General features: G+C 59.2%; 13 protein-coding genes. 5 read left to right on the top strand and 8 right to left on the bottom strand.

Annotated features, from left to right (window positions below; genetic code table 11):
- The first annotated feature begins 10 nt into the window (after window positions 1-10).
- Genes EAO39_RS04565 through pelG form a run of 5 tightly spaced genes read left to right on the top strand, consistent with a single transcriptional unit; the run spans window position 11 to window position 5,896 of the window.
- On the top strand, window positions 11-562 hold the full coding sequence (locus EAO39_RS04565; RefSeq protein ID WP_120966362.1) for a penicillin-binding protein activator LpoB: 552 nt from the start codon (window positions 11-13) through the stop codon (window positions 560-562).
- A gap of 28 nt (window positions 563-590) precedes the next feature.
- Window positions 591-1,961, top strand: coding sequence for a PelD GGDEF domain-containing protein (locus EAO39_RS04560; RefSeq protein WP_120966361.1), 1,371 nt, complete (start codon window positions 591-593; stop codon window positions 1,959-1,961).
- Entirely contained in the window at window positions 1,954-2,976 is a 1,023-nt protein-coding gene (locus EAO39_RS04555) for a hypothetical protein (protein WP_120966360.1), read from the top strand. The genes EAO39_RS04560 and EAO39_RS04555 overlap by 8 nt, the downstream gene beginning before the upstream one ends.
- Complete coding sequence (gene pelF / locus EAO39_RS04550; RefSeq protein ID WP_120966359.1) at window positions 2,973-4,523, top strand: GT4 family glycosyltransferase PelF; 1,551 nt, start codon at window positions 2,973-2,975, stop codon at window positions 4,521-4,523. Before EAO39_RS04555 ends, pelF begins: the two co-directional genes overlap by 4 nt.
- Complete coding sequence (gene pelG / locus EAO39_RS04545) at window positions 4,523-5,896, top strand: exopolysaccharide Pel transporter PelG (RefSeq protein ID WP_120966358.1); 1,374 nt, start codon at window positions 4,523-4,525, stop codon at window positions 5,894-5,896. The genes pelF and pelG overlap by 1 nt, the downstream gene beginning before the upstream one ends.
- Before the next feature lie 75 nt (window positions 5,897-5,971).
- On the opposite strand, the gene EAO39_RS04540 is transcribed toward pelG, so the two are convergent.
- The 8 genes from EAO39_RS04540 to EAO39_RS04505 all read right to left on the bottom strand — a co-directional run bounded on the left by EAO39_RS04540 (window position 5,972) and on the right by EAO39_RS04505 (window position 11,915).
- Window positions 5,972-6,835: a D-hexose-6-phosphate mutarotase gene (locus EAO39_RS04540; RefSeq protein WP_120966357.1), complete on the bottom strand. Its 864-nt coding sequence runs from the start codon at window positions 6,833-6,835 to the stop codon at window positions 5,972-5,974.
- A 22-nt stretch (window positions 6,836-6,857) separates the two neighbouring features.
- Entirely contained in the window at window positions 6,858-7,601 is a 744-nt protein-coding gene (gene hisA, locus EAO39_RS04535; RefSeq protein ID WP_120966356.1) for a 1-(5-phosphoribosyl)-5-[(5-phosphoribosylamino)methylideneamino]imidazole-4-carboxamide isomerase, read from the bottom strand.
- A gap of 59 nt (window positions 7,602-7,660) precedes the next feature.
- A complete protein-coding gene (gene hisH, locus EAO39_RS04530; protein WP_120966355.1) occupies window positions 7,661-8,329 on the bottom strand; it encodes an imidazole glycerol phosphate synthase subunit HisH in 669 nt (222 codons plus the stop codon).
- Between the two features lie 50 nt (window positions 8,330-8,379).
- A complete protein-coding gene (hisB, locus tag EAO39_RS04525; protein ID WP_120966354.1) occupies window positions 8,380-9,003 on the bottom strand; it encodes an imidazoleglycerol-phosphate dehydratase HisB in 624 nt (207 codons plus the stop codon).
- A complete protein-coding gene (hisC, locus tag EAO39_RS04520) occupies window positions 9,000-10,118 on the bottom strand; it encodes a histidinol-phosphate transaminase (RefSeq protein WP_120966353.1) in 1,119 nt (372 codons plus the stop codon). The genes hisB and hisC overlap by 4 nt, the downstream gene beginning before the upstream one ends.
- A 47-nt stretch (window positions 10,119-10,165) precedes the next feature.
- Window positions 10,166-10,615 carry a PIN domain-containing protein gene (locus EAO39_RS04515; protein ID WP_240466895.1) on the bottom strand — a complete coding sequence of 150 codons (450 nt, stop codon included), beginning with the start codon at window positions 10,613-10,615 and terminating at the stop codon, window positions 10,166-10,168.
- Window positions 10,612-10,893, bottom strand: coding sequence for a hypothetical protein (locus EAO39_RS04510; RefSeq protein ID WP_120966352.1), 282 nt, complete (start codon window positions 10,891-10,893; stop codon window positions 10,612-10,614). The genes EAO39_RS04515 and EAO39_RS04510 overlap by 4 nt, the downstream gene beginning before the upstream one ends.
- 146 nt (window positions 10,894-11,039) lie before the next feature.
- Window positions 11,040-11,915 (bottom strand): hypothetical protein, encoded by an 876-nt coding sequence (locus tag EAO39_RS04505; protein ID WP_120966351.1) that lies wholly within the window; start codon window positions 11,913-11,915, stop codon window positions 11,040-11,042.
- Window positions 11,916-12,050 lie beyond the last annotated feature (135 nt).

The raw sequence follows: 12,050 nt of genomic DNA, 5'->3' as shown, positions 1-12,050 counted from the left end.
GGAGCCAATCATGAACTTCACCCCTGCCCTCGCATCTCGTATTCGCATGCTCGCTGGCATCAGTCTCCTGGGCCTACTCGCGGCCTGCTCCACTATTGACCGCGGCAATTCTCCCAATCTGGTCAAGGATGCTTCCTGGGCGGTTCTGCCCTTCGAGAACCACACTGAAACACCGATGGCAGGCAACCGTGCAGAAAGCATTGCAACGGCCTTGCTGCAAGCGCGTGGCGTCAACTCTGTCAAACGCTACACGGGCAATGCCCAGCAGGAAACGCTTTTTGACGGTCAGAACATCAAGCGTCGCGAAGATGCGCTGGCCTGGGCCCGCAGCGAAGGCGTTCGCTATGCGCTGCTAGGCGCCGTGGATGAGTGGCGCTACAAGGTAGGCGTTGATGGTGAACCAGCCGTTGGCGTGGCTTTGGAAATTGTGGATATCAACGAAGGCAAAACCATCTGGAGCGGGACGGGCGGCAAGAGCGGCTGGAGCCGCGAAGCTTTGGCAGCAGTCGGCCAAAAATTGATCCGCGACCTGCTAGGCACCGGTATCGCCAACGCACGTTAAGCCACAGACTCCATCAGGACAGCAAGCTATGCCTTCCCAAGAACTGCCCATGCTCTCTTACGCACAGAACCCGGTGCAACACGACGGCGTCTCCGGAGAGCTCAAAAGCTCTCCGCTTGGCAAACTCACGGTGACTAGCGAACGGCCTTGGATCATTGCTGCAGAAACTGTCCTGATTCCCGCCGTTGCCATACTGATTGGTTACTTTAGCAATCGCGCAGATCCTCTGTGGGTGCTTGCCGAGTTCCCCTGGGCCTGGCTTGCCCCCATGGTGATCGCGTTGCGCTATGGCCCTATCGCCGGCGTTTGTGCTGCAGGAGTTTTACTTGCCGGCTGGGCCGGGTTCAACCAACAAGACCTCGACCGCTTTCCTCAGCAGTACTTTCTCGGCGGCCTGATCATGGTCATGACCGTCGGTGAAGTCTCCAGCATCTGGCGCGCCCAGTTGCGCAGAGAAAAAACCACGCAGTACTACCACGACCAACGCATGGAGCAGCTTGTTCGTCAGCACTATTTGCTGCGTCTGTCCCATGAACAGCTAGAGCAGCAGCTGATAGGCCAGCCAGTCTCCATGCGCGATGCGCTACACCAATTGCGTGACCTGAAAGGAGCAACCGGAGACGCGCAAATCCTGTTGAACCTGCTCTCCCAGTTTTGCCAGATCAGTGTTGCCAGCATTGTCCCCGTCAAGAACCTCCACCTTGAAAATAAAGCGGTGGCACAAATTGGCGGCGCCAGTGAATTGACCCTCGGTGATGCGCTGGTGCAGCAAGCACTGTCTACCCATGCGCTGTGCCACATATCACAGAGCCTGAAAGAAGCCCAAAACACTCGTTATGTGGTCGTGGCGCCCCTGCTGGATCTAGCAGGCGAGATGTACGGCATGTTGATCGTAGAAGAAATGCCGTTCTTTGCCCTGCAAGAGGAGACGTTGCAAATCATCAACCTCCTGCTTGGTTACTACACCGACAGCATCGCAGCCAACGATCTAGCCCAACCATTGATCCAAGCGCATCCGCAATGCCCGCCGGCGTTTGCATTTGAGCTGCAACGCATGGGACATATGTATCAGTCCAGCCAACTATCGAGCATCGTCATGGCACTGGAATTCACGCCCGGCGCCATCTCATCGCAAATGCCGCAGTTCCTCATGCGCCTGGAGCGCATGCTGGACCAATCGTGGCTGATTGAAGGCAAGAAAAAGCAGGTATTAGCCATTTTGATGCCACTGGGAACACAAGCGACCAGCGAAGGCTTTCTGCATCGAATCGAGGCGAGCTTGCAGCAGCGCGATATCAAATCGCTTGACGACGCAGGCATTTTCCCTCACACCCTCGCCATCCAGGGGCGCTCGTCCATGAGCATCCTTGACCAGCTTGCCCATATCGCCCATGGCTGATATCAAACTCGCCATTTCAGCGCTGCTGACTGAAATTGCCGCGTGGAGCAGCTTGCGAATGCTTCACGAGCATTCAGACGGCGCGTTGCTGGCCTATCTCGTGGCGCATGCTCTAGCCAGCGTCCTGTTTGCCTTTTGCCTGATGCCTTGGGCCTCCGTATCTCGCGTTGCATCTCAACAGCGGCTGGCTTTGGCAGCCCTCATCGCCTTGGTCTCGTTCACGATTCCTATCGTCGGAATGCTTGGCTGCGTTGCAGCCCTCGTGGCCCTGCGCCGCTATCGCGGCAGGGACATGGGCCGCAAGTTTCCGTCCATGCAGCTTCCGGAATTTGACCAGCACCAACTTAGCGGCAACAGCCGCAGGCAAACCGGCCTGAAAACCTTTTTATCCAACCCTGGAGCGCCAGTGGCATCACGCATGCGAGCCATGGTGGCCTTGAGCACGGTATCAGGACGGATTGCTTCGCCCATGCTGCGCACTGCACTCACCGATTCCAGCGATGACCTGCGCCTGCTTGCCTATAGCATGCTTGACAGCAAAGAGCAGCAGATCAGTCAGATCATTCACAGCGAACAGCAAGCGCTCCAGCAAGCTGTCGAAACTGAAGGCCCGTCGCCACTGGGCCCTCGCGGCATACAGGCTGCTTGGGCATTATCGGATCTTTACTGGGAAATGATCTACCAAGGCATAGCACAAAGCGACGTGCGGGAACACGCCATATCCCAATCGCTGCATTACTGCCTCATGGCTTTGGAACAGCGCCCCAAAAACGCCTTGCTTCATTTGCGCAAAGATCGCCTGATGCAGCTGACGCAAAACTATACGCAAGCCCAGAACGCTTACGAAATGGCCTTGGCACTGGGTCTAGCCCCCACCCGCGTGATCCCCTATCAAGCCGAAATCCATTTCCTGCAGCACAACTATTCGCAAGCCCAAAAACTCATGTACACGCTTGACGCCACGCAAGCACTGCCACGACTGAGGCCTAGTATTCAGTACTGGAGCGCAGCATGAGCGATACCCACCCCAAAGCCAAACGGGCCGATATCGGGCTGCTGCTGGAAGGCACATACCCGTATATCAACGGAGGCGTCTCCAGCTGGGTGCATCAAATCCTGACGGCCTACCCGCAGCACACATTCTCCATTGTGTTCCTGGGCAGCCGCCGCGAAGACTACGGCAATTTTCGCTACACCTTGCCTGATAACGTGGTGCATTTCGAAGAGCACTACCTCTACGACAGCCTCAATAGCAAGCGGCAGCCTGAACCCACCAAAGGCAGTGCAAAGGACTTTCTGAAAGTCAAAAAACTTCTGCAGTCCTTTGAAACCTTTAACGGTAGCAAGGAAGCGAGTCAGAAAATTTTGGCAGAGATCCGAGCGATCACACAGGAAATCCGCCCCCAAGGTGGCCTGCCCCTGAATGACTTCATGCACAGCGAGCAAGCATGGAATCTGATCCGCGACAGCTATCGTCGCTACTGCACGGACCCATCCTTCGTTGACTTCTTCTGGACGGTTCGCATCATGTTCAAGCCCCTGTGGCTGCTCTCGGAGATCGCAGAAAACCTGATCCCCGTGCGCGTGCTGCACACCGTCTCCACCGGTTACGCAGGCTTTCTGGGTGGCTTGTTGCACCACCAACGCCAGTTGCCGCTGATTCTTTCCGAGCATGGTATCTATACCAAAGAGCGCCAGATCGACCTGCTCAAAAGCCCATGGATTCGGGACAACCGCAATCTCTTTCAGCGCGATCCCATGGAGGTCTCGTTCTTCAGGCGGATGTGGATTCAATTTTTTGAATGGATGGGTCGGTTTTGCTACGACTCCGCCAACCCCATCATTGCGCTGTACGAAACCAACCGCCTGCGACAGGTCAGCGATGGTGCAGACCCCGAACGCACGCGCAACATACCCAACGGCATACACATTGAGCGCTTTGCCCCGCTGCGCAGCATGCGCCCGCCGAACATTCCGCCCGTGTTGTGCTTGATCGGTCGTGTCGTGCCCATCAAGGACATCAAGACCTTTATCCGCTCCATGCGTCGCGTGGTGAACAAATTGCCTCAGGCTCAGGCATGGATTGCCGGCCCCATGGAAGAAGATCCGGCCTATGTGCAGGAGTGCCGCAACCTGATATCGAGCCTGGATTTGCAGGAGCAGGTCAAATTTCTAGGCATGCAGCGTATCGAAGATCTCATGCCGCAAATTGGTTTGGTGGTTCTGTCCTCGGTAAGCGAGGCCCTGCCCCTGGTCATTCTGGAAGCCCAGGCTGCGGGTGTTCCCATCGTCAGCACCGACGTGGGATCTTGTCGTCAATTGATCAACGGCCTCGACCTTGCAGACCAGGCTCTTGGCAGTTGCGGCCGAATTGTAGGTATTGCCAATCCCGAAGCCCTGGCCGATGCATCACTGGAGCTACTCAGCAATCCACATCAATGGCAGCAGGCCAGTGCTGCCGGTATTGCCCGTGTGGAGCGTTATTACACCGATACCTTGCTGTTTGAGCGTTATCGTCAAATTTACGATAACGCTCTTGAGCACTCCAAGGAGCCACACTAATGGCAGGCATTGGATTTGAGCTGCGGCACATGCTGCGGAAAAACACGCTGACCAGCGTTTTTCAGGCATACGCTTATGCTGGCGTCATTGGCTCTGGTCCCTGGGTTTTCTCCATCATCGGCATCTTGCTGGTCGGTGTTTTCAGCATAGGCGTGGTAAATCCACCGTTGCTGATCACGCAATTCCAGACATCGGTCACCTATCTGGTTGCCTTCAGCCTGATTTTGACGGGTACCGCCCAGTTGGCCTTCACACGCTTTGTCTCGGACCGTATCTTTCTCAAACAGCACGACGTCGTACTACCCAACCTCCACGGCTTGCTACTGATCATGGTGGCTTTGGCATCCGTACTCGGGTGCATCACTTTGTTCGCCATGCTGCCCGGTCAAAGCCTGATCTACCGCATCCTGATGCTGGCAGGTTTTGTACTCATGTGTATTGTTTGGATCATGGCCGTGCTGCTGTCCGGCCTCAAGCAGTACCGCGCCATCACCGCGCTGTTTGGTATCAGCTATGCCTTGATCGTGGTTCTGGCCCTGCCCCTACGCCACTGGGGTCTGGAAGGTTTGCTCGCCAGCTTTGTGACCGGACACATCCTGCTGGTCGCGGGCATGTGGTCGCTGGTACTGAACAGCTTTCCTCTGGGTGAACGCTGGATCGCTTTTGACTTCACCAAACGCTCCATGATTTTCTCTTCACTGATTGCCGTAGGCTTGTTCTACAACATGGCAATCTGGGCCGACAAGATCATGTTCTGGTACTTCATACCCACCTCCCAGCAAATCATTGGCGGCTTGCGTGCCTCGCTGATTTACGACATCCCTGTGTTCCTTTCCTACCTGTCGATCATTCCGGGAATGGCCGTATTTCTGGTGCGTATCGAAACCGACTTTGTCGAGTACTACGATAAGTTCTTCAATGCCGTACGCGGAGGCGGCTCCCTGGAATACATAGAATCCATGCGCGACGAAATGGTCTACGCCATCCAAGCAGGCCTGGGCGAAATTGCCAAGGTGCAGACCATTGCCATCCTGATCACCTTTGTGGCCGGACCTTTGGTGCTGCAACTGCTGGGTATTTCTCAGCTCTATCTGCCGCTGCTGCATGTGCAAGTGGTTGGAGCAGGTCTGCAAGTGGCAGTGATGGCAGTACTCAACATCTTTTTCTACCTCAATGAGCGCCGCATCGTGCTCATGCTGTGCACCCTGATGCTGGTGCTCAACATCACCTTTACCGCCCTATCTCTGGCACTGGGCGCTGCCTTCTATGGCTACGGTTTCTGTATCGCCATGCTGGTCACCCTCTGCGTAGGTCTGGTGTGCCTGACACGCTCCATGGACCGGCTGGAATACAAGACCTTCATGCTGCAGTAATCCCAGCCGGCTCATGTCGACTGGCACAAACAACAAAGCACCAGAGATGGTGCTTTGTTGTTATGGATAGTAGTGTCAAAGGCAACTGAGTCTCTGCGCAGCCTGCCAGCGCTGGCCCGGTGCCAGCACCACGGGCGCATCAATGGCCGCAGCCTCTACGCACAACATCTGCCGGTAGCCCTCGGGCTCCATATCGGCCAGCTGGGCACACAAGTCGGGGCCTGGGTTCCAAACCACGGTTTCGCTCCAGTCGGCCTCCTGACCTATCTCCAGCCAGGGCGCCCCCGCCGTGCTCTGCAATTGCAGAGTCTGTGCCGGGCGTGAGTAGACTCGGTCGGTTTCCACGCCAAAGCCCAGTGGGCCTTGCTGCACAGGATGGGTGTCTGCCACCGCATCCCAGAATTTCAGTCCGTCCAGCCCTTTCAGCTGCATCTGCTCCACCGGCAAAGGCATTTGCAGATAGCTGTGCAAGGCGGCCGTGAACGGCAACTCCTGCCGGCCCAGGTTGTGCACCTTCAGCTGCACCGTCAACGCAGCGGGACGCAGTTGCACGCACAGCTGCGCTTCAAACGCATGGGGCCAGACGGCGCGGGTGGCTTCGCTGTCCTGCAGCGTCAGCACCAGCTCCATTGCGCCATCGGCCAGCACCTTGGCGTTCTGTGCATCCGCGCTCCAGGCCATGCTGCGCGCAAAGCCATGCTTGACCAGCGGGCCGCGCTGGTTGAACTGGGGAAAGCAGACCGGAATGCCGCCGCGAATAGGCGTGTGCCCATCGTGCGCGGCCAGGGGGCTCAAAAACAGGCGCTGCTGGCCAGAGGCGACCCAGGACAGCACTTGCGCGCCCTGCAGCGCAATCAATGCGCTGTCGCCACCCGGCAATTGCAGCGCAATCGCGGGCAGCCCCTGCCAGGTGGTTGCAGTCGCAGTGGCGGCAGCCATTGCCACCGCCTGAACAGCCGAATCAGACACCGGAGAGCTCGTCCGCGCGCTCCTGGCCTGTCGCAAAGTCCAGATCGCCGGTATAGATGGCACGACCGCAGATCACGCCTTCAACGCCTTCGTCTTCCACCTTGCACAGCGCTTCGATGTCGGCGATGCCGGCCAGACCACCGGAGGCGATGACGGGAATCTTCAGCGCCTGGGCCAGCTTGACGGTGGCATCCACATTGATGCCGGTCAGCATGCCATCACGGCCGATGTCGGTGTAGATGATGGATTCCACGCCCCAGCCTTCAAAGCGCTTGGCGGTCTCGATCACGTCCTGGCCGGTGAGCTTGCTCCAGCCGTCGATGGCGACCTTGCCGTCCTTGGCATCCAGGCCCACGATGATGTGGCCGGGAAAGGCGCTGCAGGCGTCCTGCAGAAAGCCGGGGTTCTTCACCGCCGCCGTGCCGATGATCAGGTATTCGATACCCAGATCGATGTAGCGCTCAATGGTGTCCAGATCACGGATGCCTCCGCCCAGTTGCACGGGGATTTCGCCGTTCACTGCCTTGAGGATGCTCTTGATGGCGCCCAGATTCTTGGGCTGGCCCGCAAAAGCGCCGTTGAGATCCACCAGGTGCAATCGGCGTGCACCAGCATCCAGCCACTTGGTGGCCATGGCTGCGGGGTCTTCCCCGAAAGTGGTGGACTGATCCATATCACCCTGGATGAGGCGTACGCAGTGGCCGTCCTTGAGGTCGATGGCGGGAATAAGCAACATGATGGTGATGGGCTAGCAAAAAAGGCCTGGATAAACGGCCCGTGCACTGAGAAAAAACTTCAGGGCTTCCAGCCCAGGAAGTTGCGGAACAACGCCAGTCCCTGGTCCGAGCTTTTCTCGGGGTGGAACTGGGTTGCGAAAATATTATCGCGTGCGACGGCACATGCAAACAGGCCGCCGTAGTCAGTCTGCGCCGCGCAATGCTGTGGCTGTTGCACCTGCGCATAAAAGCTGTGCACGAAATAGTAGAAGCTGTTGTCGGGAATCCCGCTCCACAACGCATGGGGCTTGCCGCCCTGGGGCGTCTGCAGTACCTGATTCCAGCCCATTTGCGGTACTTTGAAGCGGCTGCCGTCGGCCTGGATGCGGCCTTGCAGATCGAATTTGCGCACCCGGCCGGGGATCAGGCCCAGGCCCGGTACATCGCCTTCGTCGCTGTGATCGAGCAGCATCTGCATGCCCACGCAGACACCGAACAGCGGCTTGTTGGCCGCCGCATCCAGCACCGCTTCCTGCAGCCCGGATTCGCGCAGCTCGCGCATGCAATCGGGCATCGCGCCCTGTCCCGGCAGCACCACGCGATTGGCGGCAAACACGACTTCGGGATCGGCGGTGACCACCACCTCCCAGCCCGACGCGGCAGCGGCCGTGCGCACGGCCTGGGAGACGGAACGCAGATTGCCCATGCCGTAATCGACCACGGCCACGGTGTTGTTCTTCAAACTCATAGCAGCTACCGCTTATGGATGTTGGACTTGAAGGCTAAAACACTCAAAAATCAAAGCGCACCCTTGGTGGAGGGAATCACGCCGGCCATGCGCTCGTCACGCTCCAGCGCAAAGCGCAGAGCACGGGCAAAAGCCTTGAAGATGGTCTCGCACTGGTGGTGGGCGTTGAAGCCTTTGAGATTATCGATATGCAGCGTGACACCCGCATGGTTCGAAAAGCCCTGGAAGAACTCGTACACCAGCTGCGTATCGAGCTGACCCAAGCGGCCCGAGGTGAACTTCACATCCATATGCAGGCCGGGGCGACCCGAAAAATCAATCACCACCCGGCTCAAGGCTTCGTCCAGCGGCACATAGGCGTGGCCGTAGCGGCGAATGCCTTTTTTATCGCCCACGGCCTTGGCAAAGGCCTGGCCCAGTGTGATACCGATGTCTTCCACCGTGTGGTGGCCGTCGATGTGCAGATCGCCCGCACATTCGATGTCCATGTCGATCAGGCCGTGCCGGGCAATCTGATCGAGCATGTGATCCAGAAAGCCAATGCCCGAGTTCAGCTGTGCCTTGCCGCTGCCGTCAAGGTTGATGCGCACGGCCACGCGGGTTTCGGCCGTGTTGCGCGTCACTTCTGCGGTGCGCGGCAAGTCATGCGGGATCGAGGGGACGATGTTATTCATAGGGATTCCTTCAACGCCGCCAGCATCTGGGCGTTTTCTTCGCGAGTGCCCACGGTCAGGCGCAGGCAGTTGACCAGCAGCGGATGCATGGCCGAGACATTCTTCACCAGCACGCCGCGCGCCTTCATGGCGACCTGGGCCTGGCCTGCATCTTTGACGCGCAGCAACACCATATTGGCTTCGGAGGGCCAGACTTTTTCCACACCATTAATGGCCTTCAAGGCATCCACCAGAGGCTGACGCTCGGCACGGATGGCAGCTGCCTGCTCGGCATAAAGCGACTCATGCTCGAGCGCAAAAATCGCAGTCTCGCAGTTGAGCACGCTGATGTTGTAAGGCGGGCGCACCTTGTCGATTTCGTTGACGATGGCGGCCGGGCCGATCAGATAGCCCAGGCGTGCACCGGCCAGACCGAACTTACTCAGGGTGCGCATCAGCAGCACATGGGCATTGCGCGCCGGCTCGGCCTGCATGCGGGTGATCCAGCTGCGGCTGGCAAAAGGCTGGTAGGCCTCATCCATCACCACCAGACCGCCCACATCGGCCACGGCGTCAATGATGGCCTGCACCTTGTCCTCGGCCCACAGCGTAGCCGTCGGATTGTTGGGATAGGCGATATAGGTGATGGCCGGCTTTTGCGCGGCGATGGCGGCCTTCATGGCCGGCACGTCGAGGTCGAAGTCGGCCGTCAGATTGACGCCCACAAAGTCCAGCCCCTGTAGCTTGGCGCTCAAGGGATACATCACAAAGCCCGGCATGGGCGCCAGCATCTTGGCGCGGCCACCTTCCGTGGGCTGGGCCGTGGCCAGCGCCAGCAAGGTGATGATTTCGTCCGAGCCATTGCCCAGCAGCACGGCCGTGCCCGCCGGTGCGCCGGCATAGTTGGCCAGCATCTGCTTGAGCACTTCCAGGCGTTCGCCGGGGTAGCGGTTGATCTCCAGACCGCCCAGATGCGCACCCAGCTTTTGCTGCAGCGCCACGGGCAGACGGTAGGGGTTCTCCATGGTGTCCATCTTGAGCAGGCCTTGAGAAGCCTGCACATGGTAGGCCTGCATGGCGCGCACATCGGCGCGAATGCGTTGCAGAGCCTTGGATTGGGGGTCTTGAGAAGTCATGGATTTCACTCTTTCACGCGGGGCGGGAGTCGGCCTTTGTCGGTCACTCAGGTCTCATTGTCTGCGGAAGCTGCCTGCTGCAGCGGATGCACCATCGTCACGCCGCCAAACTCGGCCCCATGGGGCAGATGCAGACTCAGCATATGGCTGCAGCCGCTGTGCTGGGCACAGGCCACGGCCAGGCAATCGCCAAAAGCCAGCTGGTGGCGGGCCTGCACGGCCCAGGCGGTCTCCAGCGTGGCGGCATCGGTCTTCCACGGCGTCCAGGTCTGGTAGCGGCGGATGGCGGCGCGCGCATCGCCCTGAGGCATGGGGGCAGTGGCGGTAGTCACCTGGTCGTAGAACTCCACCAACGCCTGGTTGCCGGTGCGGCCGCTGCGCGTGCGCCACAGCGCATCCAGCCAGCCCAGGCTGGCCTCATACAGCGCACCTGCAGCCACGTCCTCGGCGGCGATCAGCACCGAGGTATCGACAAACACCATGCTCATGGCCGTCATGCCAACACTCCAGACTTTGGCTGCTTCGGGTCTGCAGCCCTTTGAACACTTGCGCTACGCGCTACGGAACTGGGAGCAGCAGCTGGTGCTGCCGACGCCTTCCAGCTGCGCTCATCCGTGCGCCAGGCCAGATAGGCGCGCTCGTAGGAATCCTCGCGGCGCTGCATCTCGGCCATGAAGTCACCCAGCATGCGCGAAACACTGGTGCCGCGCCGCGCCGCTTCGACCCGTGCCCATTCGAGCACGCTGTCTTCCACAGTGATGGTGACGTTTTTCATGTCTTGCATGGTACACGAAATTCGTGTAACACGAAATTCGTGTCGCTTGATAAATCACCAAAATCTGCGTCAGATTCCGGACTTTGCCGCCAACAAACCCATGCAAAAAGGCCCGGATGTTCCGGGCCTTGGGTCGTCTTGACGGTTTAGCGACGGTATTGCGGCGCAGGGGCAAAAGAGCCGGAATCGGCCGGGAAAGCCCGCGGGTCACGCGACTCCACCTCGGGCGCACGGCGGCGCGGCGGCAGATCGGGGTCGCGTTCATCCAGGCGTACCTCGAACAGTGCCGTGCCGATCACCCCCACATTGCGGGCATCGCCAGCCGGCGTGTTGTTGGCATAGGCCCGGCCCTTGGCCGAGAAGCGAAAGGCCGCCACTTCCCTGTCGTTCTTGCGAAAACCGTCGATCACCAGCCTCTCGCCGGGGCGCAGCAGATAGCCGTCATTTTTCACGCTACCCGGCTTGCCGGAGAGCACGTCCAGGCCATCAACCGTGGCCACCACCTCGTAATAGCGCGTGCTGCGGTTGTGATAGACCAGCTCATAGCGCTCGCCGCTGCGCCCGGCCACCTGGTAATTGCTGCCGCCACGTGTGCTGAAAATCGGCAGGGCCGGACCGCTGCCGCTGGAGACCATCCACTCCACATCGCCATCGGCCAGCAGCACATTGGTCTGGCGATCGGCTGTACGCCCCAGCGCCCGGCGGATGCTGTCTTCATCGCTGTAGCGCATCTGGGCCACGGCCCGCGCATGGTCGGGTGTGAGCCGCGATGCCTGCACAACCTTGGTGGCGGATTCGCGCCCCTCGCCCCATTGCGTACCCAGCGTGGATTGCGCTTTGGCAGCCGGTGGAACGACCATGCCCGCCGCCACGGGTGGAGCCGGAGCCGCATCCATGACTGCCGCCGCCGGCGAAGCTGCCATGGGCGGCTGCGTGGTACAGGCGGCCAGGCCGGCCGCCACCAGCAAGCCCAGCAAAAAAGACCCGTAACGCGTGCGCCAGTATGCAGCCGCAAAATTCATGGATTGACTCCTCAAAACAGGGGATGGCTGCCAGTGTGTCGAAAAACATGCGGACACACGAGCACAAAAACATCTTGAAAGCATTCTTTGCAGTCACGCCCGGCAAGACAAGAAAAAAGCCGCGCTTGAATGGCG

This window comes from Comamonas sp. lk (assembly GCF_900564145.1).
GTDB lineage: Bacteria > Pseudomonadota > Gammaproteobacteria > Burkholderiales > Burkholderiaceae_C > Comamonas.
This window is presented reverse-complemented; position numbering and strand designations above follow the sequence as displayed.

What these genes read in the sequence shown, in the direction of transcription:
- EAO39_RS04565 (WP_120966362.1), top strand. Translation starts at nt 11, where the DNA reads ATGAACTTCACCCCTGCCCTCGCATCTCGTATTCGCATGCTCGCTGGC.
- EAO39_RS04560 (WP_120966361.1), top strand. Translation starts at nt 591, where the DNA reads ATGCCTTCCCAAGAACTGCCCATGCTCTCTTACGCACAGAACCCGGTG.
- EAO39_RS04555 (WP_120966360.1), top strand. Translation starts at nt 1,954, where the DNA reads ATGGCTGATATCAAACTCGCCATTTCAGCGCTGCTGACTGAAATTGCC.
- pelF (WP_120966359.1), top strand. Translation starts at nt 2,973, where the DNA reads ATGAGCGATACCCACCCCAAAGCCAAACGGGCCGATATCGGGCTGCTG.
- pelG (WP_120966358.1), top strand. Translation starts at nt 4,523, where the DNA reads ATGGCAGGCATTGGATTTGAGCTGCGGCACATGCTGCGGAAAAACACG.
- EAO39_RS04540 (WP_120966357.1), bottom strand. Translation starts at nt 6,835, where the DNA reads ATGGCTGCCGCCACTGCGACTGCAACCACCTGGCAGGGGCTGCCCGCG.
- hisA (WP_120966356.1), bottom strand. Translation starts at nt 7,601, where the DNA reads ATGTTGCTTATTCCCGCCATCGACCTCAAGGACGGCCACTGCGTACGC.
- hisH (WP_120966355.1), bottom strand. Translation starts at nt 8,329, where the DNA reads ATGAGTTTGAAGAACAACACCGTGGCCGTGGTCGATTACGGCATGGGC.
- hisB (WP_120966354.1), bottom strand. Translation starts at nt 9,003, where the DNA reads ATGAATAACATCGTCCCCTCGATCCCGCATGACTTGCCGCGCACCGCA.
- hisC (WP_120966353.1), bottom strand. Translation starts at nt 10,118, where the DNA reads ATGACTTCTCAAGACCCCCAATCCAAGGCTCTGCAACGCATTCGCGCC.
- EAO39_RS04515 (WP_240466895.1), bottom strand. Translation starts at nt 10,615, where the DNA reads ATGACGGCCATGAGCATGGTGTTTGTCGATACCTCGGTGCTGATCGCC.
- EAO39_RS04510 (WP_120966352.1), bottom strand. Translation starts at nt 10,893, where the DNA reads ATGAAAAACGTCACCATCACTGTGGAAGACAGCGTGCTCGAATGGGCA.
- EAO39_RS04505 (WP_120966351.1), bottom strand. Translation starts at nt 11,915, where the DNA reads ATGAATTTTGCGGCTGCATACTGGCGCACGCGTTACGGGTCTTTTTTG.